Below are 23,341 nucleotides of genomic sequence, written 5' to 3'. Positions count from 1 at the left end.
TATAGTTATTTATAGTACCTTTGCGGCTTAATTATTATTTAATACATATTACAATGAGTAAAGGTACCGTAAAATTTTTCAACGATTCTAAAGGATTTGGATTCATCGTTGAAGATGACAACAACAAAGAACATTTCGTACACATTTCAGGACTTATCGATGAAATTCGTGAAGGTGATGCAGTTGAATTCGATCTACAAGAAGGTAGAAAAGGATTAAACGCCGTAAACGTAAAAGTAATCTAAGATATATACTTTAACAATTACAAATTAAAAGTCTGTCAAATTTATTTGACAGACTTTTTTTTATTTATTATCTTTTCAAAGCATATTTAATGCGAATAATAATTTGGCACTAAGTTTGCAAAGTAATAAGTAATTAATTTAATATTTTTAAAACATGAGTAAAGGAACAGTAAAATTTTTCAATGATTCCAAAGGATTTGGATTCATCACTGAAGAAGGTTCAAGTAAGGAACATTTTGTTCACATTTCTGGATTAATCGACGAGATTCGCGAAGGCGATGAAGTTGAATTTGATTTACAGGAAGGTCGAAAAGGCCTAAATGCCGTAAACGTTAAAGTAATATAATATATATTTTATTTTTATCACTTTATTGAAAAAGAAAAGCCTGCAAATTGCAGGCTTTTTATTATTATTTTATTTCTATTGAATTAAAACATATCTCTTCCAGAAAAATGAAATGCACTTTCAATAGCAGCATTCTCATCACTATCACTACCATGTACCGCATTCTCACCCATAGAAGCTGCAAATAACTTACGAATTGTTCCTTCAGCCGCATCTGCTGGATTAGTAGCTCCAATTAAGGTTCTAAAATCATCTACCGCGTTTTCTTTTTCCAAAACCGCAGCCACAATAGGTCCACGTGTCATATATTCTACTAACTCACCAAAAAACGGACGCTCATTATGTATTGCATAAAATGTTTCAGCATCTGTTTTTGTCATTTGAGTTAATTTCATTGCTACAATTCTAAACCCTGAAGCTGAAATTTTATTTAATATTGCGCCAATATGCCCTTTTTCAACTGAATCAGGCTTAAGCATTGTAAATGTTCTATTTGTTGCCATTATAATTCTATTATTTTTTTGCAAAAATAACTTATTTCACATTATAAACAAGTTTATCCAATTTTAAAAAATTGTATATTCGCCTTCTATGAATACAGAAGAAATAGCAAGTATAAAACAACTACTTTCAACAGAAAAAAAGATAGTTATTGTACCTCATAAAAATCCAGATGGAGATGCAGTTGGCTCTACTCTAGGTTTATATCATTATCTTTTAAAAATCAATCATGACGCCTTAGTAATAGTGCCAAACGATTTTCCAGAATTCTTAAAATGGCTACCAGGAGAAGATTCCATTTTAAGATATGATGCCCAAACTGAAACCTGTGACAGTTTAATTAATGCCGCCGATATTATTTTTACCTTAGACTTTAATGCATTTCATAGAACAGGTAATATGGAGGGAGTATTAAGCGAAAGTAAGGGAATTAAAATTATGATTGACCACCATCAAGCTCCTGATGATTATGCCACTTATATGTTTAGCGATGTAGCAATGAGTTCTACCTGCGAAATGGTATATCATTTTATCCAAATGCTAGAAGATACAAGTAAAATAGATGCTGCAATAGCAACTTGTCTTTATGTTGGAATTATGACAGATACTGGTTCTTTCAGATTTAAATCAACCACAAGTACCACTCATAAAATTATAGCAGAACTTATTGATAAAGGAGCTGATAATACCGAAATCCATAATAATGTTTACGATACTAACGGCTATGAGCGTTTGCAACTTTTAGGATGCGCACTTAATAATTTAAAGGTGATTCCAGAATATAAGACCGCCTATATTTCTTTATCCCAAGAAGAATTGCATCGCTTTAATTATAAAAAAGGAGACACAGAAGGTATTGTTAACTACGGGCTATCACTAAATAATGTAGTTTTAGCAGCCATATTTATTGAAGACAAACAAGAAGGGATTATTAAGATTTCACTACGATCTAAAGGAAACTTCTCGGTTAATGAATTATCCAGAGCACATTTTAATGGTGGCGGACATACCAATGCGGCTGGTGGTAAAAGCTATGAATCGTTAAACAATACAATTGAAAAATTTATTAGTATATTGCCTAGTTATAATAAAGCCCTGAACGATGAATAAACTAATATCCATAGTACTTGTAGCACTTTCGTTAGCAAGTTGTAAGGCTCCTGAAGCACGCAAACCAGTAACTGTTAAAACAGGTTCTTTTATAGATGCCTCTGTGGAAAGAAATATAAAATTAAATGCTCAAGAAAAATCAAGTATAGCAAAAGTAATGGAGCAACAACCAGAAATGGATTTTATAGCTTCAAAAAGCGGTTTTTGGTATTACTATAATTTAAAATCTGAAATTGACTCTTTAAATACGCCAGATTTCGGAGATATCATTGATTATAATTACAATGTTAAATCTCTTAATGGATCACTCGTATATTCCAAAGAAGACCTTCAAACGCAACGCTATGTTATGGATAAGCAGGAATTGTTTACTGGTTTAAGAGAAGGATTAAAACTCATGAAAACTGGAGAAACTGTTACTTTTTTATTTCCTTCTCAAAAGGCATACGGTTACTATGGTGACCAAAATAAAATTGGCAGTAATATGCCTTTAATATGTGAAGTTACCGTACTCGCCATTAAAGAAAATCAATAGATTTAGCATGAAGCATATACAGTGTTCAATAAAATTTTTAGTATTTGCAATCCTTCTAAACCTTACTTCCTGCAAAGCCCAATATCCAGATCTTGAAGACGGTATTTATGCAGAATTTGTAACTACTAAAGGTATAATGGTTGCTAAATTAGAACATGAAAAAGTACCAGTAACAGTAGCTAATTTCGTTTCCTTAGCTGAAGGTACCAATACAATGGTTAACAGCATATATAAAGGGAAAAAGTTTTACAATGGTCTAACTTTTCATCGTGTAATGAATAATTTCATGATTCAGGGTGGTGACCCTTTGGCGAATGGTACCGGAAACCCAGGGTATAAATTTAAAGATGAATTCCACCCCGATCTAAAACATGACAAACCCGGTATCTTGTCAATGGCAAATCCGGGGAAAAACTCTAATGGTAGCCAGTTTTTTATAACTGAAATTCCAAAACCTCATTTAGACAATAGACATAGTGTTTTTGGGGAATTAATAATTGGATTAGACATACATGATTCTATTTCGAATGTTAAAGTAGAACGTGGAAATAAACCAGTCCAAGATATCCTAATTGAAGAATTAAATATTATAAGAAAAGGAAGCAAAGCCAAATCTTTCGATGCTCCAAATATTTTTGAAAATCATTTTGCTGAAGCTGAACGTTTTGAAAAAGAAAAAGCTGAAAAAGCCGCCAATATTCTTAAAACTACCAAAGAAAAATTTATCAAGCAGAAAAATAAATCGATTAAATTACCATCTGGTTTAGAGTATTTTGTTAGTGAAAAAGGAAGTGGCTCTGAATTAAATGAAAGATCGAAAGCTTTGACACATTATGCTGTTTATTTTGAGGATGGCAAACTACTCCAAACTAGTAAATTAGAAACTGCCGAAGCACTTGACGCTGTTAATGAAAAACAAAAAAAAGCTGGTGCCTACAAACCCATTGAAGCAGATTGTGGACCAGACGCTCGTATGATTCCTGGATTTAAGGAAGGACTACAGCAATTACAAGTAGGTGATAAAGCTACATTGTTTATTCCTTATCACCTAGCATATGGAGAAGCTGGCGGCAATGGAATTCCGCCTAAATCCAATATTATATTTGAAGTAGAAATTCTTGAACTTATAAAATAGCTGTAATAAAAAAATTATGTATTTATTAAAATTTGACTGGAATCCAGTAACAGGTATCGACATTGTAGGTAATTTTAAATTACACTTTTACAGCCTTATGTGGGTCATAGCCTTTGTAATTGGTTGGTATATTATGAAGCGTATTTTTACTAAGGAAAAAATATCTTTAGACTATTTAGATCCACTTTTTATTTACACAGTTTTAGCAACTATGATTGGTGCGCGTCTTGGTCATGTACTCTTCTATCAATCAGAATTAATATCACAAGATTTTTTTAGCATCTTCTTACCTTTCAAATTTAGAGGGGGATTTGAATTCACCGGTTTTCAAGGTCTAGCAAGTCACGGTGCAGCCATTGGGATAATTATTGGTATGTATTTGTATAGAAAAAAATATAAATACAAATCATTACTTTGGGTGTTAGATCGCGTTGTTATATCAGTCGCCTCTGGAGCTGTTTTTATAAGAATCGGTAATTTTATAAATTCTGAAATTATAGGAAAAGTAACAGATTCTAATATAGGTGTTCGCTTTATTCAAGATTACTATTATAAAAGCCAAATTACTCAATTAACAGGCATAAAAGATGTACAAAAAGCCTATAATGCTATAACAGATAATCCACAGTTTCAAAATTTATTGGAAGCTGTTCCATTTAGACATCCAGCTCAATTATACGAATCGTTTTCGTATGTTTTTGTGTTTTTAATACTATGGTATTTCTATTCTAAAACTACAAAAAGAGATCAAACAGGTTTTCTTTTCGGCTTATTTTTACTACTCCTTTGGACAGTGCGCTTCTTTGTGGAATTTGTTAAAGAACCTCAAGGTGATGAATATATTAACTGGTTGGGCTTTAATACAGGTCAATGGTTAAGTATTCCTTTTATTATTATTGGATTGTATTTTATGATTGCTTATAAGCCCAAAACAGAATTGAATTAATATGACACATAGAATTTTAAAATTATTTGATTACACACTTATAATAATTATTCTATTTGTATATACTTCATGTAAAGATGATAAAAAACCAATAAAGCAAACCGAAGTTTTCTTTAAAAAAGAGCGTGAGCTTACTTTGTATAAAATAACTTCAGATTCCACACTAATTAATTTAGACCTAGAGATTGCAGACACAGAATTTGAACGACAAACTGGGTTAATGTATCGAAATTCTATGCAAAATAACCAAGGAATGTTATTTGTTTTTGACGATGAACAAGAACGTTCATTTTACATGAAAAACACAAAAATTCCTTTGGATTTAATTTATGTAGATAGTGATTTAAAAATTGTTAGTTTTCAAAAGAATGCACAACCATTTAACGAAAACTCTCTTCCATCTAATGCTCCAGCCAAATATGTTTTGGAAGTTAATGCTGGCTTATCTGATAGTTGGCAGCTCTCTATTGGGGATAGTTTAGATTTTAAGTAAGATTTTATTAAGTTGCAACAGTAAATTTAATAATAGTTTCAAATCTCTTCCACTTTTTTAATTCCTCCTTTTATTATGATAAAAAAATATTGAAATTATTGTAACCGATTTTCTACTTAATTAGTCTTAATTTATAAGCAATTATTATTTCTTATAAATTCATGATTAAACTAAAAATAACTTGGCGCTACTGCTTGGCTTTTTACTGCATAATTATGCTTTATGTGTCATTGCATGAATTAGTTCATCATTTTGCTGGATATTTGATTTGTGGAGATTGGGGGATTAAAACATTTAACTATTTTGAAACAGCTTGCGATGATGAAAAAAAATCTTTTATAGCTACATACATAGGGCCACTATTTACATTTCTGATGATGTATTTTGGTAGGTATTTGCTTAAAGAAAAAAATACAGACTATAAAAAACATCTTGGATTTGCAATGATATTTGCACAATTGCCTTTTCAAAGAATGGTTTCTCCTTTTTTTAGAATGAACGATGAATTCTATGCCTCCTCACATTTATTTGGAAACACCTCTTTTGTTTATTGGTCCGTCATAATTATTATATGGTTAATTTGTTTGCCGCCACTTATCAAAGCTTATAAGGTAATTGGTAATAAAAATAAAGTCCTTTGGTTTTTATTTTATATAATACTATTTCCTTATCTATTATGGGGACCAATTTTTGGCGGACTTGAATATTTAATGGTAGAAAAAAAGTTTTTAGCTCAGTCAGTAATTGGCATAGGCCAATTATTTATCATAAACGAAATTATTACAATTATTGCCTATTACTTCACTAAAAAACAAATAAACCCTAACTCTAGGTATTAATTTTGATTAAATTTATTATTATTAATTTTCTTGCTAACCAACTGTAACAAAAACTAAATAATTTAATCTTTAAATTAAATTACTCGTGGAAACTATGAGTGTAATTATCTATAGCATGCTTAAGAAATTTGTTTTATTAATTAACCTATCGCTATTGGGATGCTTACCTTCTGAAGGCTTACAAGGTTGTAGTTCTTGTTCAGAAATAAAATTAGAATATAATAGCAGTCTAATTTTTGAACAAAATAAGTTACTTCAAAATGAACAAAATGCTATTGAAAGTGTTGTTAAAAAAACCTTATCTCTAGTTAATCAAAAAATGCCTATTGAAAATTTAAAAATTATTATTAGAGATTCACCTTCAAACACCCTCCCCGAAATTGGAATAGGTGGATATAATCCAAATGATCAAGAAGTTATTATATCAATTGACCAAAATTTCCCAAACTTAGAACATTCAATTTCTAATGAGCTTGCTCCAATGTTAGCTCATGAAATACATCATGCTAATCGCAGAAGACATGTAGGCTATGGCTCTACTTTACTAGAAGCATTAGTCTCAGAAGGATTAGCGGATTGTTTTGCAATGGAAGTTATGAATATTGAACCTCCAATATGGTCTGTTGCAATTTCTGGAAAGGAGTTGGAAAGTTGGGTTAAAACAGCAAAAGGTGTTTGGTTAGACAATTCATATAATCATCGTGATTGGTTTTTTGGTAATAGCGCTGAAATCCCTCGTTGGGTCGGTTATTCCATTGGTTACAAATTGGTAAAAGACTTCATGCAGATAAATACTACTAAAAAACCATCAAACCTTTTTAATGAATCTGCTAATTCATTTAAACAATAATTTATTTAAGCAACAAATCCTCCAAAGCAGGTTTTAAATGATGAAATTTAAAATAGAACCCTTTGTTTTCAACCTTTTTAGAGCTTACACGTTGGCTTTCGTATAATAACGCATGCATCTCTCCAAAAATAAATTTCATAAAAAACTTAGGGATGTTGGGCATAAAAAGAGGTCTCTTTAAAACATCAGCTATCGTTTTGGTTAATTCATTATTAGTGACAGGGTTTGGTGCCACACAATTATAAACACCTGATAACTTTTTTTCCAAAACATATAAAAACATACTTGCTAGGTCTTGAATATGTATCCATGATTGCCATTGTTTTCCAGTTCCAAAAGAAGCCCCCATTCCAAACTTAATAGGCTTAACCATTTCCTGTAACGCACCTCCATTATTAGACAAAACAAGCCCAATTCTAATTTTTGTAACAATTATATTTAAATCTGAAAAACCATGGACTGCTTTTTCCCATGAATGCACTACCCTACCTAAAAAAGCTTTACTATAATTATTACAAGATTGATCGTAATAATTGATAAGTGAATCTGGATAAATACCAATAGCACTAGCTGACACAATATGCTTTATGAAATGTGATTCATCTTTTAAACTATTAATTAGAAGTTCTGTTGATTCTATTCTACTTGACAAAATTTCTTTTTTATAAGATGTTGTCCAACGCTTTGAAACACTTGCCCCAGCCAAATGAATAATAGCATCTACGTCTTTAAAACATGTTTTATCTATCTCTTGCCTATTTGGGTTCCAATAAAATCCCTGATAATTCTTGCTTTTATGAATTTTTGAAGATCTAGTTGTTAAATAATTAACCTTAATTTTCTTTGCGTGGCATAGCTTAACAATCTCTTGCCCAACAAGTCCTGTAGCCCCAGTTATTAATACACGCATTTTATTTTTTTATAAAATTACAAAAAGCTGTCTAGGATAACTAACGTTTTATATTAGGTTTAACAGAATAAATAAACTGGTTGTCAATTCCTTAACAATCAAAATTATTATTTATCATTTTATACTATTTTTTGTAGCTCGTAACATTTCTCTCTTTCCTGGTGGACCAGGAAGCTTTTCAACACTAAACCCTACTGTTTTCATAGCACGACGAACACTTCCTTTTGCAGAATATGTTACCAAAATTCCTTTTTGTTTTAATGCATTATGCATCTTTTTAAAAACCGTTTCTGTCCATAATTCTGGCTGCACTCTTGCCCCAAAGGCATCAAAATAGATAATATCAAACTTTTCAAATTCTTCGATGTTATGAAATAATTTCTTTTGCTTTTCTATTGAAAAAAAATTGACTAACTGATGTTTTTCTTCCCAAGATACTTCATGTAAACTTTTAAATAAACCTTGCACCTTATCGTAATTTAATTCTTTAGAGTAATTCAATTGTTCTACTTCCTCCATTGCAACAGGATAGCCTTCAACTCCAACATAATCAATTGCAATCCCTAGTTTTTCAGCTTCAAGCAACGTGATGTAGGCATTTAGTCCTGTACCAAAACCTATCTCTAAAATTGAAACGGCCTCACGAGATTCTAAATCAATTTCAACAACTTTCACAGCAGAATTACAATAATGATTCAGCCCATGTTTTATAAAAACATGATATGCTTCTTGTATAGCTCCATGCTTCGAATGATATTGCTCATCCCATTCTGGCAAATGAATTGTAGAAGAACCATCACCAGTTATAACAATTTTTCGTTCCAAAATTATTGAATTACTAAAACACCATCTGCCTCAAATGAGTAGGTTCTATTTGGTTCTGTGATTTTGGCAATTTCCTCTGCCAATTTACCAGCATCTTCAGCATAATGCCGTTGCTCATCAACAGAAACTTCTTTTACATAAGCCTGTCCGTTTACAATAACTTCTTTACCTGAAATATTCTTCGGAACAAAAAAACCATAATCTTTAAACTTAACCATCACTTCACTCTCATCACCTATACTTAAAATCATCCAACAGCCTTTAACTTGACAAACCTCTTTCACTTTTGCTATCATTTTAGAATTGATACTATCGCCAGATTGCATTGTTTTATAATGTGTAGCCATTGAACTCGCTGCTATCGCATCATCAGCAATAATTGCTTTGCCAAAAGACGTATATTCTATCTTTTCTTCTTCTAGTTCTGCGTCAGTTTTATTAGTGCTTTTGTTTTTGCAAGAATTTAACACTAATACACTGATAATTAATAAGGTAATGCGCTTCATGGTATCAATATTTCAATTTTGAACTATTTATGTAAATATACCCCTTTTTTAAAAACGTTTTTGTATAAATTTGTAGTAATAAATTACTTGGCTTATGAATGCTATAATCAATGACATAGAGGTTATAAAAGCAAAAACTTCCAAAATTACAGAGGTTGACTTTAGCAACCTAAAATTTGGAAATACATTTTCAGATCACATGCTAGTTTGTGATTATAAAGATGGTAAATGGCATGCTCCTAAGGTGATGCCATATCAATCTATTTCTTTAGATCCGTCTGCAAAGATTTTTCATTATGGACAATCGGTTTTTGAAGGAATGAAAGCTTATAAAGATTCTGATGAAAATGTCTGGTTATTTCGCCCGTTAGATAATTTTAAGCGTTTAAATATTTCATCAAAGCGATTAGCTATTCCAGAACTACCTGAAAGTTCTTTTATGGATGGTTTAAAAACGCTATTACAAGTGGATAGTGATTGGATTCCTAAAAATGAGGGAAGTTCGCTATACATTAGACCTTTTGTATTTGCTTCTGGCAATGGTTTTCATGCATCACCTGCTAATGAATATAAATTCATTATTGCCACAGCACCATCTGGAGCTTATTTCTCTGGAAAAGTCAAGGTTTTAATTGAAGAAAAATACTCTCGTTCTGCTAATGGTGGTGTTGGATTTGCAAAAGCCGGAGGTAATTATGCTGGACAATTTTACCCAACACAATTAGCCGTTGAAAAAGGATATCAGCAAGTTATTTGGACAGATGATAATACACACGAATACATTGAAGAAGCCGGAGCTATGAATATTTTTGTTCGCATAAACGACACATTAATTACTGGCCCAACAAGCGATAGAATACTAGATGGGATAACCAGAAAAAGCATTATACAATTGGCAGAATCTGATGGTATTTCTGTGGAAGTTAGAAAACTTTCTGTTCGTGAAGTTGTAGCAGCAGCAAAAGACGGTTCTTTAAAAGAAATGTTCGGAGCAGGAACTGCAGCGGTGATTTCGCCTATTTCTGGTTTTGGCTATAAAGATGAAGATTATGATCTACCAGAATTGAAGGAGACTTATGCTAGTTACTTAAAAAAACGCATTACCGATATTCAAACTAATAAAGCCGAAGATCCATTTGGATGGCGTTATGCAGTTAAATAATTAACTGTTATTAAATAAAAAAAAGAGAAGCCAATTGACTTCTCTTTTTTCATACCTCTAAAATAGATTCGATATTAGGTTTAAAATAATTAGGGCCTTTTAAAACCTTTCCATCTTCTCTATAAATTGGCTGACCATCTTCACCCAATTTACTCATATTACTACGTTGGATTTCATCAAAAACTTCTTCTATTTTATGTTGCATCCCATGTTCTATAATAGTTCCGCACAAAATATAAAGCATATCTCCTAATGCATCGGCTACTTCAACTAAGTCGTTACTACTAGCTGCTTCTAGGTACTCTTCATTTTCTTCGCGCATCAATTTATAGCGTAACATATTTTTTGCCAAACCTAAATCTGCCTTAGGCGTTTCTCTATGTCCAATTTTGAATGCTGCATGAAATGCTTTTACGGCTTCTATTTTGTTCTTCATTAACAATATATTTTTTTCATTTCCTCAAAGAAGGAAATCTGTTTTCATTAAATTTGCATAAAAATAATCATATGTTTAGTAAAGGTCAAATCATTTTTGGAGTTTTATTTTTTATTGCCTTCGCTATAATAATTGCTTTTACTTATCGAAAAGATTTAAAACTACACAAACAGTTCTACGCTGGCAGTGTTTGGGTTCTTATTGCTTTTATTGCTTTTATCTTATTTATAACAGCTATTAAATTTTTCTTCAAATAAATTCTTTACCAATTTCACAATAAAAAGTCAAGTGACCTAGTAGGAGAATTGTTGTCTAAACTGTTATATTATTGTATAACCCTATTAATTAAACGCAACCAATCGTTTTAATTTGCATCTATTTAATCACTAAATGAAACTGGCAATGAAAATATTTTTACTCGTTACGGTACTTATTGTTATTAACCTACTTTTACTTGTTTTTAGCGTAAACAAAAGAACAGATCCTTGATTAAAGGATCTGTTCTTAAATAAGTTTGTAAAGCTATTATTTTTAATTTACCTCAGGTAAAAAATTGTAGTGTTTACTGTAAGCTAACATTTGTCCTGCAAAATTTTCTGGCTGAGTTACTTTTACTCCAATTATTTCTCCCGTATCATTAGTTTCAGGCACTAATAGTGGATTAATAAAACCACTGTAAGGAGGTGATGGGAACTGTTTATTTCTTTCTAAAACTTCCTTATGAATAGCTTGATCTACTTTTACACCATAACCTTCAACTAAGGCTTCAACAGCAGCATAATCGCCTTCAGATTTTATACGCTGTGTTTCACGCAGTAACTGTCCAAATAAATCATGAAGCTTATCATAATCATTAATATTAAAATATGTTTTTCCATCACGTGTAACTTTTTCAATCACATTATCAGCTTTTCCTTTTTCGTAAGCCCATGCAGAAACCCACTGTCTATTTCGCATATGCGCTTCTTCAACATCATCTCCTAAATTTAAACGTATTAATTGCGTCATTAATCCGTTTCTTATATAGCCATCGTAAGCTGCTATTCCAATTGATTTCCAATCTTCAACCAAACCTAACTCTTGAAGCTTAGAATTGTATAAATAATACAAACCAACTAAATCAGCACGTCCTTCTTCTAAAGTTGATGCATAATTTTTCAATGTCTCCTTTGTTTCTCCAACTCCTGGATTTAATTGCCCAGAAGCATGACCAATTACTTCATGCAAAGCAGTATGTAATTTATCTGCTAACTGCCCATGTTTTTCTTCTAATTCAAGCTCCTCTTTATCGTGAACAAACTCTTTAAGACGTCCTGAACTCGAAGCATTATTATAAGCATTTGTTATATTTCCTAAAGAAACTGACTTACTTCCAACAGATTTTCTAATCCAATTGGCATTTGGTAAGTTCACCCCTATTGGTGTGCTTGGTGAAGCATCACCTGCTTCTCCTGCCACACTAACTACTTTATAAGTTACACCAACGACATTCTTCTTTTTATGCTCGTCCATTAACGGTGAGCTATCTTCAAACCATTGCGCATTTTCAGAAAGTACAGCCATTTTTTGAGACATATCAAAATCATTAATCTGCACAATAGTTTCGTAAGACCCTCTATAACCCAATGGATCATTATATACTTCAACAAAACTATTTATGTAATCGATATCACCATCAGTAGCTCTTGTCCAAGCCACATTATAATCATCCCAAGTTTGTAAATCACCTGTTTTGTAATAATCAATTAATAAACCTAATGCATTCCCTTGTGCTTCATTTTCAGCAACGCCTTTAGCCAATTCTAACCACTTCACAACCTCATCAATTGCTGAACCATAAAGCCCTCCAGATTTGTAAACACGCTCTTTTAGCTCACCATTTTCTTTAACCAATTGAGAATTTAATCCGAACGATAAAGGTTTATCTGGATTAGGAGAAACTTTTGCTTTATAAAAACTTTCAACGTCAGCATTTGTAACATTTGGTCCATAAAAGTTAACTGCAGAAAGCGCTACATTATCAACACCTTTGGCTTGATTTACTTTTTTACTATCGGCGTCATTAAAAATAACACCAAACGCATCTCCATCCAAAGTAGTATTTGTCTCGGCTAGTAATTGATTTAAATAATCTGAAGAAAACTCAGGCCTTAATTTATCATTCGAATAATGGTGATGAATACCATTACTAAACCAAACGCGCTTTAGGTAGGTTTCAAAAGCACTCCAATCATCCGAAGATTTATCACCGTTGTAATTCGTATATACATTTTCAAGAGCCTTTCTAATTTTTAAATTGTGTCTATAATTTTGATCCCACATTATATCTCTTCCAGAAAGTCCAGCCTGCGTTAAGTAATAAACAAGTTTTTGTTGCTTCAACGAAAGGTTATCCCATCCAGGAATTTTATAACGTAGAATTTTAATATCGGCAAATTGCTCTACATTATGATTAAATTCGGTAGATTCAGCCATTGCTGGTTCTTCCTGTTTTTTAGATTTATCGTCCACACAAGACGAAAGAAAGATAGCAACTAATAAGATACTTAAGAATGATTTTAGTTTCATAGGAATATTTAATTTAAAGTTCTTCAAAATATGGATGATTAAACGGTTAAAATTATTGATTAATCTAAATTTTAGATGTTTAATTATTGAATATTTATTTTTAGAACAGCAAATGTAATAATTTATTAACGGAAATTTAAAAATGATTATATTTGATTTTACATTTTAACAAAAATAAAACCAAATCATGAAAGCTTTTAAGTACATCCTTTTTTTATTGTTAATTGCTATCATTGGGGGAGCCATTTATGTTGCTGTTCAACCTGATTCTTTTGATGTAACAAGAAGTAGAACTATAAAAGTCCCTGTCTCGGTAGCTTATAATAATATAATTGATTTTAAAAACTGGGAAGCATGGTCGCCATGGGTTGAAAAAGAACCCAGTACTGTCATCACATTAAGCGAGCAAACTAATGGTATAGAAGGCTCTTATACATGGGAAGACAAAGACGGTACAGGTACTATGAAAACTATCGCTTCTGAAGAAAATAAAACAATTACTCAAAAGATGCAATTTGCAGATTTCCCTCCTTCCGAAATAAATTGGACTTTTAACCCTAATGAAGATGGTTCTACTGAAGTCACTTGGAATATGAAAGGTAAAGATTTACCATTTGGCTTTAAAGTCTATACCGCATTTACAGGAAGTATGGACGAGCAGGTTGGTCCAGATTTTGAACGTGGACTAGAAAAATTAGAGAGTCTTTTAGTTGCTGATATGAAAGAATATCGTGTTGAAGTAAATGGAATCACACAACATGGCGGCGGCTATTATTTATACACCACAACCTCGTGTAAAATTTCTGAGTTAGCAAGTAAAATGCAAGAACTAATGCCAAAAGTTGGCCTATATGCTATGGATAATAATATAAAAATGGCTGGTGCCCCTTTTACACATTACCATAAATGGGATGAAGCTAATAATGCCGTCATGTTTTCAGCTTGTGTACCAACTACCGAAAAAGTTATTACTACAGATAGTGAGATATTAACAGGACAATTAGAACCTTTTAAAGCAGTTAAAACAACACTCAAAGGAAACTACGAAAACTTAAAAGAAGCTTGGGAAACAGTGATGAAATATATTCCAGATAATGGATTAGAATTTGCCGAAAATGGACCAATGCTTGAAGCGTATCTTAACGACCCAATGAGCAACCCAAACCCTGCTGATTGGCTTACCGAAATTTATATCGCTATAAAATAGTATGAAGCAATTATTATTAGTATTTGTTGGTGGTGGCTTTGGTAGTGTTTTACGTTTTATTGTCGGGAAATATTTAAATAGTACCGAAACTGGCATTCCTTATGGAACCTTCGCCGCTAATATTTTAGGAAGTTTACTTATTGGTATTATTTTAGGTCTAGCGGCAAAAAATAATTCCTTATCCCAAAGTCAAACATTATTGCTAGCGACAGGTTTTTGTGGTGGTTTCACAACTTTTTCAACCTTTGCTTACGAGAACCATATGTTTTTAAAATCTGGCGATTTCACAAGCTTTGCATTGTACACTATAGGAAGTTTTGTCGTTGGTTTTTTAGCTGTTTTTTTAGGGATGTTTTTGGTGAAATGAGGCTCGATTTTGTAAAAATATTAATTAACTTCAATCAATGCTTCCCAAAAGCCTTCACTCCTGCTTCTACTCTAATCTTTAAATAATTCTTCCTTGGTACAATAGGGCAAGAGTATTTATCATTATAGGCGCAATAAGGGTTATAGGCTTGATTAAAATCAAGAACCATCGTATCACCATCTGGAATTTGAGAATCAATATAACGCCCACCACCGTAACTTTCTAGTCCATTTGTTTCGTCTAAAAAAGGTAGAAACAGATAGTCTTCATAGCCTTCTTTTGCAATCAAAGCTTGATTTTGATATATATTCAATGTGAAATTCTCACCCTTTAAATTAAAATTAAGTTCACCATATTTCACATAAATAGGTTGTCTATCTGTAGTGGTCTTCATTTTAAAAGCTGCTTCATTTGGTGTTCTTTTAAAACTAGCTTCAACAACGTATGTAGAATCAAACTTAAAAAATTCCAGCCCTTCAAACATCTTACGATCTTTATCTTTTAACGGTGATTTACTGGCATCTTTAAACATGGCGTTCTGTTCTTTTTGAAAAGCAGTTTCACCTACTAGTGGTCTTTTTTTTTGAGCGCAACTTGTGAAACAAATAATTGATATAAAAACAGATATTGCAAATTTCATTTTAAAATAATTTGATTTCAAAAATACAACTTAAGAAAATTTTACATAGCTTTGACCTTTCAAAAGAAATAAAAATGCTTAGTAACGTCACAATTTATAGAAAGCAATGGACCTCTTGTTTAAAAACAAGTAGTTGGGCTTATGATATATTGTGGTGATATGAATATAAAATATTACAATATTAAAAAGTCCGACTTCACAGTCGGACTTTTTATTTTTAGTCCATTCTCGACTTAATTAAAACCAATAGATGAAAACAGAAACTTGAACAATTAGAACTAATGAAAACTTTACTCAATAATTACTTAAACACATTTAAAGGCCTATCGCAAGAAGTATGGTGGCTATCTCTAATAACACTTATAAATAGAGCTGGTACCATGGTAATTCCTTTTTTGTCGCTGTACCTAAGAGAAAGTCTAAATTTCTCTTTTAGTGATGTAGGTTGGGTAATGAGCGCTTTTGGTTTAGGTTCCGTTGGTGGTTCATGGCTAGGTGGTAAACTAACCGACAAAATAGGCTATTACAAAGTGATGGTTTATAGCCTGTTAGGAACAGGAATCTTATTTATAGCTTTACAATTTTTAACAACTTTTTCTGGATTTTGCTTTGGTATATTTCTGGTAATGTTAGTTGCAGATATGTTTCGTCCTGCTATGTTCGTAGCGTTAAGTGCCTACAGTAAACCAGAGAATAAAACACGATCTGTGACGCTAATTAGATTAGCCATAAATCTTGGTTTTTCTGCAGGACCAGCTATAGGTGGTATTATTATTACCACGCTAAGCTACGGTGGTTTATTTTGGGTTGATGGCATTACTTGTATCGCTGCTACTTTGGTGCTTATTAATGTTTTAAACCCGAAAACGACTAAAACTTTAGATAATGTTAAAACTGAAAATCCTAAATCGGCTTATGGAGATAAAGCATTTTTAATTTTTCTAGTTGCTATGGTGCTTTTCGGAATTGTATTTCTGCAATATTTTTCTACCATGCCATTGTATTATAAAGATGCACATGCATTAACCGAATTTGAAATAGGCATACTTTTAGGTATGAATGGATTTATCATTTTTGCATTAGAAATGCCATTAATAAAATGGTTAGAAAATACCACCTTTACAAAATCCGGATTAATGCTTTTTGGCGCTATTTTAACTGGTTTAAGTTTTTTAATATTAAACATGTCTAATTGGGCAGGTGTTTTAGTAATTGGTATGCTCTTAATGACTTTTGGTGAAATGATCGCTTTTCCGTTTTCAAATGCTTTTGCAATGGATAGAGCGAAAAAAGGGAATCAGGGAGAATATATGGCTCTTTATTCTATTTCATTTTCTATAGCGCATATCTTTGGACATAACGCTGGTATGCGAATGGTAGATAATCTAGGGTTTAATAACACTTGGTATATTGTTACAATACTTGCAGCACTTTGTGTATTTTTATTATTTATTTTAAGTCAGTATTTAAATATTAAGAAAAAGCAAAAAGTAAAAGATAAAGATAAAGAAAAAGAAAAAGAGATTTTATGGATTTAAACCAGATAACAATTCCGTCATTAGATGTTGCAAAGTCAACAGAGTTTTATAAAACTCTGGGTTTGCATCTTATTGTTGATGCAACCCCAGGGTATGTAAGATTCCAATGTCCAGTTGGGGACAGCACATTTTCTATTCATAAAGTAGAGGCAATACCTGAAAATTCTGGTATAAGTATTTACTTTGAAAATGATAATTTAGATACTCTTGTTGAAGAACTTCAACAAAAAGGAATCGTTTTTACAGAACTCCCAGAAGATAGACCTTGGTTATGGCGTGAAGCACGATTAAAAGACTTGGATGGAAACCTCATTATTCTATATCATGCTGGAAAAAACAGAAAAAATCCGCCTTGGCGTGTAAATTAAATTATGAAATATTTAATATCATTATTAATTGTTGGTGCTTTTTTTGGGTGTAATCATTTTGTGAAAAATGATAGCAAAAAGAAATTTGAACAACTTGAGCAAACCGTAAAAAAATCGTTTCCAAAGTTAGGACCAAATCGTTATAATGTTGCTTTTTTAATTATGGACGGTGTTTATAATACAGAACTCACTGCTCCCTATGATATTTTTCAACATACCATTTTTAGAGATAGTATTAAAGCCATGAATGTGTTTACTGTTGCAAATACTGATAATGCTATTACTACGTTTGAAGGCATGCGTATTTTACCCGATTTCAATTATGTGACAGATTCTCTTCCAAAAATTGATATTCTTGTTGTACCTAGTGCAGAACATCATTTGGACTCAGATTTAGAAGACGGAGCCATGATTAACTTTGTAAAAGAAGTGAATACTAATGCCAAATTTATTACTTCACATTGCGATGGTGCTTTTGTTTTAGCAAAAGCAGGTTTATTAAATAATTCTGTTTCTACGACATTTCCTAGCGATATTAACAAAATGCGAAGTATGTTTCCAAAATTAGATATTAGAAAAGATGTCTTATTTGTTCATGATGGTAAGTATATCACATCTGCAGGAGGTGCAAAAAGTTTTGAAGCTGCACTTTATTTATCCGAGTATTTATATGGCAAAGAAGTTGCACAGTCTTTAGCTGGTGGTTTAGTAATTGATTGGGAATTAGATGAAGTACCTCATCTAGTTATTAATAAACAATAATTTATTTAATAGGGATTACTTCCTTTTGTTTAATGACCCTAGATAATACAATTTGTGTTTTTGATTCACCATAACTTATAAGCTGATCGATAAAAGCTTCAAGATGATTTTGATTTTTCAGAACAACTTCCATAACAATATTTTCATCACCTGTAATACGGTAGCAATTTATAACTTCATCATATGTTTTTACCTTTTCTAAAAAAGGCTTTAGCTTCCCCATAAAAGCGCGAAGGGTAATAATTGCTTTTAATTGATAACCTATTTCAAAAGGAGATACAATAGTTTTATAACCTTCAATAATACCTAAATCCTCCATCTTTTTAATGCGCTCTGAAACGGCTGGCGAACTTATACCAACCTGCCTTCCTATTTCAGCATTAGAAAGACGCGCGTTTCCTTGTAAACACTTTAAAATCTTCGTGTTAAGCACATCTAAACTCATTTGAAAGAATTTTAACTTAAATAAATTAAATATTAAAGCAAATATAGCTATTTACATTAATATCTAAAGTAGTGTATGAAATCTTGTTACTAATTTTGGGTAATTCCTTATTGAAAAATGAATTATGTCAACTAATACCCCATTAAATCTATCGGAATTACCGATTTATAAACAAGCTCTAGAGATTTTCGCGCTTTCGCAAAACATTTCGGGCTATTTAAATCACGATTTGTCTTATCTAAAAGATGATGGTTCCGAGGATTCAGATATTTATTTTTCTGGAGATATTGTGCAACAATCAGTTTCTTTAGCACCAGAAATTCTTAATGCTGAATTAGAACGTCATTCTGAAAGAAAATATAAACATATTGCTTCTCTAAAAAGGTTAACAAATTTGCTCTATAAAAATTCTTACCGCTTAGAGCGTTCGAATAGCAACGGAAAAGATTTTCTGCCTATTTTGCGTAAAGAATTAAATAAATTCAAAAAGCTTCAAAGCTCTTGGATGATGACTTTGTAGTAATCACTAGCTTATTTTTTCATACTTTTCACCACAGCCTTCAAAACACAAATACCACAGAATCAAATGTCCATCTAATGATAGATTGAAGCCAATTCGCATTTCTTCAAAATCACAATTGTTAGGAGAAATTGTTCCTTCAAATTGCACGTCAACATTTGTGCCGCCTGTTATTTCGTAAATTCCAGAAGACATCTCACTAGGTTCACCACTCATAAAGCACATGACCTCATTTACGGTTACAGTACCATTACTAAAAAACTCAAAAGTTCTATCACTTATTACTGGTTGGAACGTCCCGCTACCGTCTCCTGGATCCATTAGTTGCTCAATGATTCTCCATTTACCTAAAAGATCTTCATTTTCGATTGGTGGTTTCCTATAATCTGATGAACAATTAAGTAAAATCAATACCACTATGACTATTAACTTTTTCATTTAAAATAAATTCAATTCTGTTTTAAGATGCGTTTTTATTCAAATAGTTGCGTTCAACATGATTTTTATTCAAAAGACACACAATAAAAAAGTGTTTTTTCAAAAAAAAAAAACAAAGAGTTGCTCTCTGAGATACTTCGGCAACGCTCAGCAAAAGAAATTCAAGTACTTTTTGGAAAAAGAGTGGTTTTCTGCTTACATATTTCTGCGATACTGACCTCCAACTTCAAACAGTGCATTCGTTATTTGACCCAATGAGCAAACCTTACAAACCTCCATTAAGGCCTCAAAAATATTTTCATTGTTTACTGCTTTTAGCTGAAGTTCTTTCAACAATTCATCCGTTTCATTTACTTTATGTAGATTTTCTAAAGTCTTTATTTGAGATTCCTTTTCTTCTTCTGTTGCTCTAATTACTTCAGCAGGTAAAATAGTTGGAGAGCCCTTGCTGCTTAAAAAAGTATTTACGCCTATAATTGGAAATTTGCCATTATGCTTTAATGTCTCATAATATAAGCTCTCTTCCTGTATTTTACTACGTTGATACATAGTTTCCATAGCTCCTAACACACCTCCTCTTTCTGTAATTCTATCGAATTCTAATAGAACCGCATCCTCAACTAAATCGGTTAGTTCTTCAATAATAAAAGATCCTTGAATTGGGTTTTCATTTTTAGCTAATCCTAATTCTTTATTGATAATTAATTGAATTGCCATAGCCCTACGCACAGACTCTTCAGTTGGTGTCGTAATAGCCTCATCGTAGGCATTAGTATGCAAAGAATTGCAATTATCATAAATAGCATAAAGTGCTTGAAGCGTGGTTCTTATATCATTAAAATCAATTTCTTGTGCATGCAAACTTCTTCCAGATGTTTGAATATGATACTTCAACATTTGTGCTCTGGCATTGGCTCCATATTTATGCTTCATAGCTTTAGCCCAAATTTTACGAGCTACACGACCAATAACAGCATATTCGGGGTCGATTCCGTTTGAAAAAAAGAAAGATAAATTTGGACCGAATTTATTAATATCCATTCCTCTAGAAAGGTAGTACTCCACATAAGTAAATCCGTTGGAAAGCGTTAATGCTAGCTGTGTAATTGGGTTAGCACCTGCTTCAGCAATATGATACCCAGAAATAGATACCGAATAAAAATTTCGTACGTTATTTTCGATAAAATATTCTTGAACATCACCCATCAATCGCAAGGCAAATTCTGTAGAAAAAATACAGGTATTTTGTGCTTGATCTTCTTTTAGTATATCTGCCTGCACCGTACCTCTTACTTGAGCTATAGTATTCTTTTTTATTTCTGTATAAATACTGCTAGATAAAACTTGATCTCCCGTTACGCCTAAAAGCATTAAACCAAGACCATTGTTTCCTTCAGGTAGTTTTCCATTATACTTTGGCCGTTCTTTCTCCTTATAAAGCTTAGATATTTTTTCTTCAACTTCTTTTTCCAGACCATTATCTTTGATATAAATTTCACATTGTTGGTCTATAGCAGCATTCATGAAAAAACCTAGAAGCATTGGTGCAGGACCATTTATTGTCATGCTAACAGAGGTCAATACATTAGCTAAATTAAAACCAGAATATAATTTTTTTGCATCATCTAAACAACAAATAGACACACCTGCATTTCCTATTTTTCCATAAATATCTGGCCTATAATCTGGGTCATTGCCATAAAGTGTAACACTATCGAAAGCAGTAGATAAACGTTTTGCAGGCAAGCCCATACTCACATAATGAAAACGCTTGTTAGTTCGTTCTGGCCCACCTTCTCCTGCAAACATTCTCGCTGGATCTTCTCCTGTTCTCTTAAACGGATATAAACCAGAGGTATACGGGAACTCTCCTGGTACATTTTCTTGTAAACACCATTTTAAAATATCTCCCCAAGCTTCATATTTTGGCAATGCCACTTTAGGAATCTGGCTATGTGATAAGGATTCGGTATGGGTTTCAATTTTAATTTCTTTGCCTCGTACTTTAAATGTATAAATTGGGTTTTTATATCTATTAACTTTATCAATCCAACTTATTATAATTTCCCAATTATGAGGATCTAGATTTAGCTTTACACGATCGAATTCTGCCATAAGAAGTTTTACAAAATCTTTATTGTCATTCTGAATAGAGTGAAGAATCTCTTCTTGATTAATACCAAACTTGTTTAAATAAGATTTCTCACTTTCGCTCGGAATCACAGCAACCGAACAAATAGTCTTATAAATTCCATAAAGCTTTTGGGTAACCTCAGTTTGCTCAATAACCTTCATATCATAAGCTCTGTTACTCTCTGAAATTTCAGATAAATAGCGTGTTCTTGAAGGTGGAATAACAAAAATCTTTTCGCTCATTTCATTTGAAATCGAAAAAGTAGATTTTAAATCTGCATTCGCTTTTTCAACCAACTTATCCATAACCGCTTTGTATAACGTATTCATTCCTGGATCGTTAAATTGTGAAGCAATAGTCCCAAAAACTGGTAAATCCTCTTGAGGTATATCCCAAAGATTATTATTACGCATGTATTGTTTTTTAACATCTCGTAACGCATCTAGAGATCCACGTTTATCGAATTTATTTATAGCAACCAAATCTGCAAAATCGAGCATATCAATTTTTTCTAGCTGGGTTGCTGCACCAAATTCTGGTGTCATAACATAAAGTGATACATTAGAATGCTCAATGATTTCTGTATCACTTTGTCCAATACCAGAAGTTTCTAAAATAATCAAATCATACTCAGCTGCTTTTAAAACTTCTACAGCTTCGTTTACATATTTAGAAAGTGCTAAATTAGATTGACGTGTTGCTAAACTACGCATGTAAACACGTGAATTGTTAATAGCATTCATTCGAATTCTATCACCCAACAAAGCACCTCCTGTTTTTCTTTTAGAAGGATCTACAGATACTATTCCTACTGTTTTCTCAGGAAAATCAATTAAAAAACGTCTTACCAACTCATCTACCAAACTAGATTTGCCAGCGCCTCCAGTTCCTGTAATTCCAAGAACAGGTGTCTTAGAATCTTTATTTTTTAGGTGAATTCTATCTAAAATTTCTTTAGCAACATCAGGAAAATTTTCAGCTGATGAAATCACTCTAGCTATAGATTTTGGATTTTTTCTCTTCAACGCTTCCAATTCAACATTAAGTTGATCGCCTATGGCAAAATCTGATTTTTCTACCAGATCATTAATCATACCTTGAAGACCCATTTCGCGACCATCATCGGGCGAATAAATTCTAGAAATTCCATAATCCATTAAATCCTTAATCTCTGATGGTAATATGACACCACCACCACCGCCAAAAATCTTAATATGCTCTGAATTTCTTTCCTTTAGAAGATCAAACATATATTTAAAATATTCGTTATGCCCACCTTGATATGAAGTTAAACATATAGCATTAACATCTTCTTGAATTGCGGTATTTACAACCTCTTCAACACTTCTATCATGTCCTAAATGAATTACCTCAACACCAGTAGCTTGAATAATTCGTCTCATAATATTTATGGAAGCATCATGACCATCAAATAACGACGCTGCAGTAACTATTCGAACTTTAAATTTTGGTTTATAAGGTGTTTGTTGTATCATTCGTAACAAAAGTTGTTTT

26 protein-coding genes are annotated in these 23,341 nt (G+C 32.2%); 16 read left to right on the top strand and 10 right to left on the bottom strand.

Annotated elements, in window-relative coordinates; all coding sequences use genetic code 11:
* Positions 1–53 precede the first annotated feature (53 nt).
* On the top strand, positions 54–245 hold the full coding sequence (locus AC2D6V_RS08335; protein ID WP_042242688.1) for a cold-shock protein: 192 nt from the start codon (positions 54–56) through the stop codon (positions 243–245).
* Between the two features lie 154 nt (positions 246–399).
* Positions 400–591, top strand: a complete 192-nt coding sequence (locus AC2D6V_RS08330; protein WP_484647632.1) for a cold-shock protein — start codon at positions 400–402, stop codon at positions 589–591.
* Positions 592–674: 83 nt separating this feature from the next.
* On the opposite strand, the gene AC2D6V_RS08325 is transcribed toward AC2D6V_RS08330, so the two are convergent.
* Entirely contained in the window at positions 675–1,094 is a 420-nt protein-coding gene (locus AC2D6V_RS08325; RefSeq protein ID WP_484647631.1) for a nucleoside-diphosphate kinase, read from the bottom strand.
* Positions 1,095–1,182: 88 nt separating this feature from the next.
* Between AC2D6V_RS08325 and AC2D6V_RS08320 the strand changes: the two genes are divergently transcribed.
* From AC2D6V_RS08320 to AC2D6V_RS08290, 7 genes are all read left to right on the top strand, one after another.
* Positions 1,183–2,202 carry a DHH family phosphoesterase gene (locus AC2D6V_RS08320; protein WP_484647630.1) on the top strand — a complete coding sequence of 340 codons (1,020 nt, stop codon included), beginning with the start codon at positions 1,183–1,185 and terminating at the stop codon, positions 2,200–2,202.
* Complete coding sequence (gene gldI / locus AC2D6V_RS08315; RefSeq protein ID WP_484647629.1) at positions 2,195–2,737, top strand: gliding motility-associated peptidyl-prolyl isomerase GldI; 543 nt, start codon at positions 2,195–2,197, stop codon at positions 2,735–2,737. The genes AC2D6V_RS08320 and gldI overlap by 8 nt, the downstream gene beginning before the upstream one ends.
* A 7-nt stretch (positions 2,738–2,744) precedes the next feature.
* The gene (locus AC2D6V_RS08310) at positions 2,745–3,872 is read left to right on the top strand and encodes a peptidylprolyl isomerase (protein ID WP_484647628.1); all 1,128 of its coding nucleotides are present in this window, start codon (positions 2,745–2,747) and stop codon (positions 3,870–3,872) included.
* Positions 3,873–3,888: 16 nt separating this feature from the next.
* Positions 3,889–4,818, top strand: a complete 930-nt coding sequence (gene lgt / locus AC2D6V_RS08305) for a prolipoprotein diacylglyceryl transferase (protein ID WP_484647627.1) — start codon at positions 3,889–3,891, stop codon at positions 4,816–4,818.
* 1 nt (position 4,819) lies between these two features.
* The gene (locus AC2D6V_RS08300) at positions 4,820–5,311 is read left to right on the top strand and encodes a DUF192 domain-containing protein (RefSeq protein ID WP_484647626.1); all 492 of its coding nucleotides are present in this window, start codon (positions 4,820–4,822) and stop codon (positions 5,309–5,311) included.
* A gap of 161 nt (positions 5,312–5,472) precedes the next feature.
* A complete protein-coding gene (locus AC2D6V_RS08295) occupies positions 5,473–6,150 on the top strand; it encodes a hypothetical protein (protein ID WP_484647625.1) in 678 nt (225 codons plus the stop codon).
* 94 nt (positions 6,151–6,244) lie between these two features.
* Positions 6,245–7,000 (top strand): DUF2268 domain-containing putative Zn-dependent protease, encoded by a 756-nt coding sequence (locus AC2D6V_RS08290; RefSeq protein WP_484647624.1) that lies wholly within the window; start codon positions 6,245–6,247, stop codon positions 6,998–7,000.
* A gap of 1 nt (position 7,001) precedes the next feature.
* Here the strand turns inward: AC2D6V_RS08290 and AC2D6V_RS08285 are convergent, their stop codons facing one another.
* The 3 genes from AC2D6V_RS08285 to AC2D6V_RS08275 all read right to left on the bottom strand — a co-directional run bounded on the left by AC2D6V_RS08285 (position 7,002) and on the right by AC2D6V_RS08275 (position 9,241).
* A complete protein-coding gene (locus AC2D6V_RS08285) occupies positions 7,002–7,910 on the bottom strand; it encodes a TIGR01777 family oxidoreductase (RefSeq protein WP_484647623.1) in 909 nt (302 codons plus the stop codon).
* 114 nt (positions 7,911–8,024) lie between these two features.
* On the bottom strand, positions 8,025–8,735 hold the full coding sequence (gene mnmC2 / locus AC2D6V_RS08280) for a tRNA (5-methylaminomethyl-2-thiouridine)(34)-methyltransferase MnmC2 (RefSeq protein ID WP_484647622.1): 711 nt from the start codon (positions 8,733–8,735) through the stop codon (positions 8,025–8,027).
* A gap of 2 nt (positions 8,736–8,737) precedes the next feature.
* The gene (locus AC2D6V_RS08275) at positions 8,738–9,241 is read right to left on the bottom strand and encodes a DUF4920 domain-containing protein (RefSeq protein ID WP_484647621.1); all 504 of its coding nucleotides are present in this window, start codon (positions 9,239–9,241) and stop codon (positions 8,738–8,740) included.
* Between the two features lie 94 nt (positions 9,242–9,335).
* On the opposite strand from AC2D6V_RS08275, the gene AC2D6V_RS08270 reads away from it, so the two are divergent.
* Positions 9,336–10,403 (top strand): branched-chain amino acid aminotransferase, encoded by a 1,068-nt coding sequence (locus tag AC2D6V_RS08270; protein ID WP_484647620.1) that lies wholly within the window; start codon positions 9,336–9,338, stop codon positions 10,401–10,403.
* A gap of 49 nt (positions 10,404–10,452) precedes the next feature.
* Here the strand turns inward: AC2D6V_RS08270 and AC2D6V_RS08265 are convergent, their stop codons facing one another.
* Both AC2D6V_RS08265 and AC2D6V_RS08260 read right to left on the bottom strand, forming a co-directional pair.
* Positions 10,453–10,839 carry a pyrophosphohydrolase domain-containing protein gene (locus tag AC2D6V_RS08265; RefSeq protein ID WP_484647619.1) on the bottom strand — a complete coding sequence of 129 codons (387 nt, stop codon included), beginning with the start codon at positions 10,837–10,839 and terminating at the stop codon, positions 10,453–10,455.
* Positions 10,840–11,370: 531 nt separating this feature from the next.
* Positions 11,371–13,407, bottom strand: coding sequence for a dipeptidyl-peptidase 3 family protein (locus AC2D6V_RS08260; protein WP_484647618.1), 2,037 nt, complete (start codon positions 13,405–13,407; stop codon positions 11,371–11,373).
* Between the two features lie 187 nt (positions 13,408–13,594).
* On the opposite strand from AC2D6V_RS08260, the gene AC2D6V_RS08255 reads away from it, so the two are divergent.
* Complete coding sequence (locus AC2D6V_RS08255; protein ID WP_484647617.1) at positions 13,595–14,614, top strand: SRPBCC family protein; 1,020 nt, start codon at positions 13,595–13,597, stop codon at positions 14,612–14,614.
* A gap of 1 nt (position 14,615) precedes the next feature.
* Complete coding sequence (gene crcB / locus AC2D6V_RS08250; RefSeq protein ID WP_484647616.1) at positions 14,616–14,981, top strand: fluoride efflux transporter CrcB; 366 nt, start codon at positions 14,616–14,618, stop codon at positions 14,979–14,981.
* A 34-nt stretch (positions 14,982–15,015) separates the two neighbouring features.
* On the opposite strand, the gene AC2D6V_RS08245 is transcribed toward crcB, so the two are convergent.
* On the bottom strand, positions 15,016–15,621 hold the full coding sequence (locus tag AC2D6V_RS08245) for a DUF1684 domain-containing protein (RefSeq protein ID WP_484647615.1): 606 nt from the start codon (positions 15,619–15,621) through the stop codon (positions 15,016–15,018).
* A gap of 281 nt (positions 15,622–15,902) precedes the next feature.
* On the opposite strand from AC2D6V_RS08245, the gene AC2D6V_RS08240 reads away from it, so the two are divergent.
* The 3 genes from AC2D6V_RS08240 to AC2D6V_RS08230 are packed head-to-tail and all read left to right on the top strand — an operon-like array spanning position 15,903 to position 18,289.
* Positions 15,903–17,159 (top strand): MDR family MFS transporter, encoded by a 1,257-nt coding sequence (locus tag AC2D6V_RS08240; RefSeq protein ID WP_484647614.1) that lies wholly within the window; start codon positions 15,903–15,905, stop codon positions 17,157–17,159.
* Positions 17,150–17,527: a VOC family protein gene (locus AC2D6V_RS08235; protein ID WP_484647613.1), complete on the top strand. Its 378-nt coding sequence runs from the start codon at positions 17,150–17,152 to the stop codon at positions 17,525–17,527. Before AC2D6V_RS08240 ends, AC2D6V_RS08235 begins: the two co-directional genes overlap by 10 nt.
* 3 nt (positions 17,528–17,530) lie before the next feature.
* Positions 17,531–18,289, top strand: coding sequence for a DJ-1/PfpI family protein (locus AC2D6V_RS08230; RefSeq protein ID WP_484647612.1), 759 nt, complete (start codon positions 17,531–17,533; stop codon positions 18,287–18,289).
* Position 18,290: 1 nt separating this feature from the next.
* Here AC2D6V_RS08230 and AC2D6V_RS08225 read toward each other — a convergent pair whose 3' ends face one another.
* Entirely contained in the window at positions 18,291–18,734 is a 444-nt protein-coding gene (locus tag AC2D6V_RS08225; protein ID WP_484647611.1) for an Lrp/AsnC family transcriptional regulator, read from the bottom strand.
* Between the two features lie 124 nt (positions 18,735–18,858).
* On the opposite strand from AC2D6V_RS08225, the gene AC2D6V_RS08220 reads away from it, so the two are divergent.
* Entirely contained in the window at positions 18,859–19,254 is a 396-nt protein-coding gene (locus tag AC2D6V_RS08220) for a hypothetical protein (protein ID WP_484647610.1), read from the top strand.
* Between the two features lie 6 nt (positions 19,255–19,260).
* Here AC2D6V_RS08220 and AC2D6V_RS08215 read toward each other — a convergent pair whose 3' ends face one another.
* Positions 19,261–19,692 (bottom strand): hypothetical protein, encoded by a 432-nt coding sequence (locus tag AC2D6V_RS08215; RefSeq protein ID WP_484647609.1) that lies wholly within the window; start codon positions 19,690–19,692, stop codon positions 19,261–19,263.
* Between the two features lie 195 nt (positions 19,693–19,887).
* On the bottom strand, positions 19,888–23,322 hold the full coding sequence (locus tag AC2D6V_RS08210; protein ID WP_484647608.1) for a methylmalonyl-CoA mutase family protein: 3,435 nt from the start codon (positions 23,320–23,322) through the stop codon (positions 19,888–19,890).
* Positions 23,323–23,341: the final 19 nt, after the last annotated feature.

The sequence above is a fragment of the Algibacter sp. YIN40 genome (assembly GCF_057219435.1).
This window is presented reverse-complemented; position numbering and strand designations above follow the sequence as displayed.

What these genes read in the sequence shown, in the direction of transcription:
- AC2D6V_RS08310 (WP_484647628.1), top strand. Translation starts at nt 2,745, where the DNA reads ATGAAGCATATACAGTGTTCAATAAAATTTTTAGTATTTGCAATCCTT.
- AC2D6V_RS08240 (WP_484647614.1), top strand. Translation starts at nt 15,903, where the DNA reads ATGAAAACTTTACTCAATAATTACTTAAACACATTTAAAGGCCTATCG.
- AC2D6V_RS08295 (WP_484647625.1), top strand. Translation starts at nt 5,473, where the DNA reads ATGATTAAACTAAAAATAACTTGGCGCTACTGCTTGGCTTTTTACTGC.
- AC2D6V_RS08270 (WP_484647620.1), top strand. Translation starts at nt 9,336, where the DNA reads ATGAATGCTATAATCAATGACATAGAGGTTATAAAAGCAAAAACTTCC.
- AC2D6V_RS08330 (WP_484647632.1), top strand. Translation starts at nt 400, where the DNA reads ATGAGTAAAGGAACAGTAAAATTTTTCAATGATTCCAAAGGATTTGGA.
- AC2D6V_RS08215 (WP_484647609.1), bottom strand. Translation starts at nt 19,692, where the DNA reads ATGAAAAAGTTAATAGTCATAGTGGTATTGATTTTACTTAATTGTTCA.
- gldI (WP_484647629.1), top strand. Translation starts at nt 2,195, where the DNA reads ATGAATAAACTAATATCCATAGTACTTGTAGCACTTTCGTTAGCAAGT.
- AC2D6V_RS08290 (WP_484647624.1), top strand. Translation starts at nt 6,245, where the DNA reads ATGAGTGTAATTATCTATAGCATGCTTAAGAAATTTGTTTTATTAATT.
- AC2D6V_RS08335 (WP_042242688.1), top strand. Translation starts at nt 54, where the DNA reads ATGAGTAAAGGTACCGTAAAATTTTTCAACGATTCTAAAGGATTTGGA.
- AC2D6V_RS08275 (WP_484647621.1), bottom strand. Translation starts at nt 9,241, where the DNA reads ATGAAGCGCATTACCTTATTAATTATCAGTGTATTAGTGTTAAATTCT.
- AC2D6V_RS08260 (WP_484647618.1), bottom strand. Translation starts at nt 13,407, where the DNA reads ATGAAACTAAAATCATTCTTAAGTATCTTATTAGTTGCTATCTTTCTT.
- AC2D6V_RS08265 (WP_484647619.1), bottom strand. Translation starts at nt 10,839, where the DNA reads ATGAAGAACAAAATAGAAGCCGTAAAAGCATTTCATGCAGCATTCAAA.
- AC2D6V_RS08285 (WP_484647623.1), bottom strand. Translation starts at nt 7,910, where the DNA reads ATGCGTGTATTAATAACTGGGGCTACAGGACTTGTTGGGCAAGAGATT.
- AC2D6V_RS08225 (WP_484647611.1), bottom strand. Translation starts at nt 18,734, where the DNA reads ATGAGTTTAGATGTGCTTAACACGAAGATTTTAAAGTGTTTACAAGGA.
- AC2D6V_RS08325 (WP_484647631.1), bottom strand. Translation starts at nt 1,094, where the DNA reads ATGGCAACAAATAGAACATTTACAATGCTTAAGCCTGATTCAGTTGAA.
- AC2D6V_RS08210 (WP_484647608.1), bottom strand. Translation starts at nt 23,322, where the DNA reads ATGATACAACAAACACCTTATAAACCAAAATTTAAAGTTCGAATAGTT.
- crcB (WP_484647616.1), top strand. Translation starts at nt 14,616, where the DNA reads ATGAAGCAATTATTATTAGTATTTGTTGGTGGTGGCTTTGGTAGTGTT.
- AC2D6V_RS08245 (WP_484647615.1), bottom strand. Translation starts at nt 15,621, where the DNA reads ATGAAATTTGCAATATCTGTTTTTATATCAATTATTTGTTTCACAAGT.
- AC2D6V_RS08255 (WP_484647617.1), top strand. Translation starts at nt 13,595, where the DNA reads ATGAAAGCTTTTAAGTACATCCTTTTTTTATTGTTAATTGCTATCATT.
- AC2D6V_RS08220 (WP_484647610.1), top strand. Translation starts at nt 18,859, where the DNA reads ATGTCAACTAATACCCCATTAAATCTATCGGAATTACCGATTTATAAA.
- AC2D6V_RS08235 (WP_484647613.1), top strand. Translation starts at nt 17,150, where the DNA reads ATGGATTTAAACCAGATAACAATTCCGTCATTAGATGTTGCAAAGTCA.
- AC2D6V_RS08320 (WP_484647630.1), top strand. Translation starts at nt 1,183, where the DNA reads ATGAATACAGAAGAAATAGCAAGTATAAAACAACTACTTTCAACAGAA.
- AC2D6V_RS08300 (WP_484647626.1), top strand. Translation starts at nt 4,820, where the DNA reads ATGACACATAGAATTTTAAAATTATTTGATTACACACTTATAATAATT.
- AC2D6V_RS08230 (WP_484647612.1), top strand. Translation starts at nt 17,531, where the DNA reads ATGAAATATTTAATATCATTATTAATTGTTGGTGCTTTTTTTGGGTGT.
- lgt (WP_484647627.1), top strand. Translation starts at nt 3,889, where the DNA reads ATGTATTTATTAAAATTTGACTGGAATCCAGTAACAGGTATCGACATT.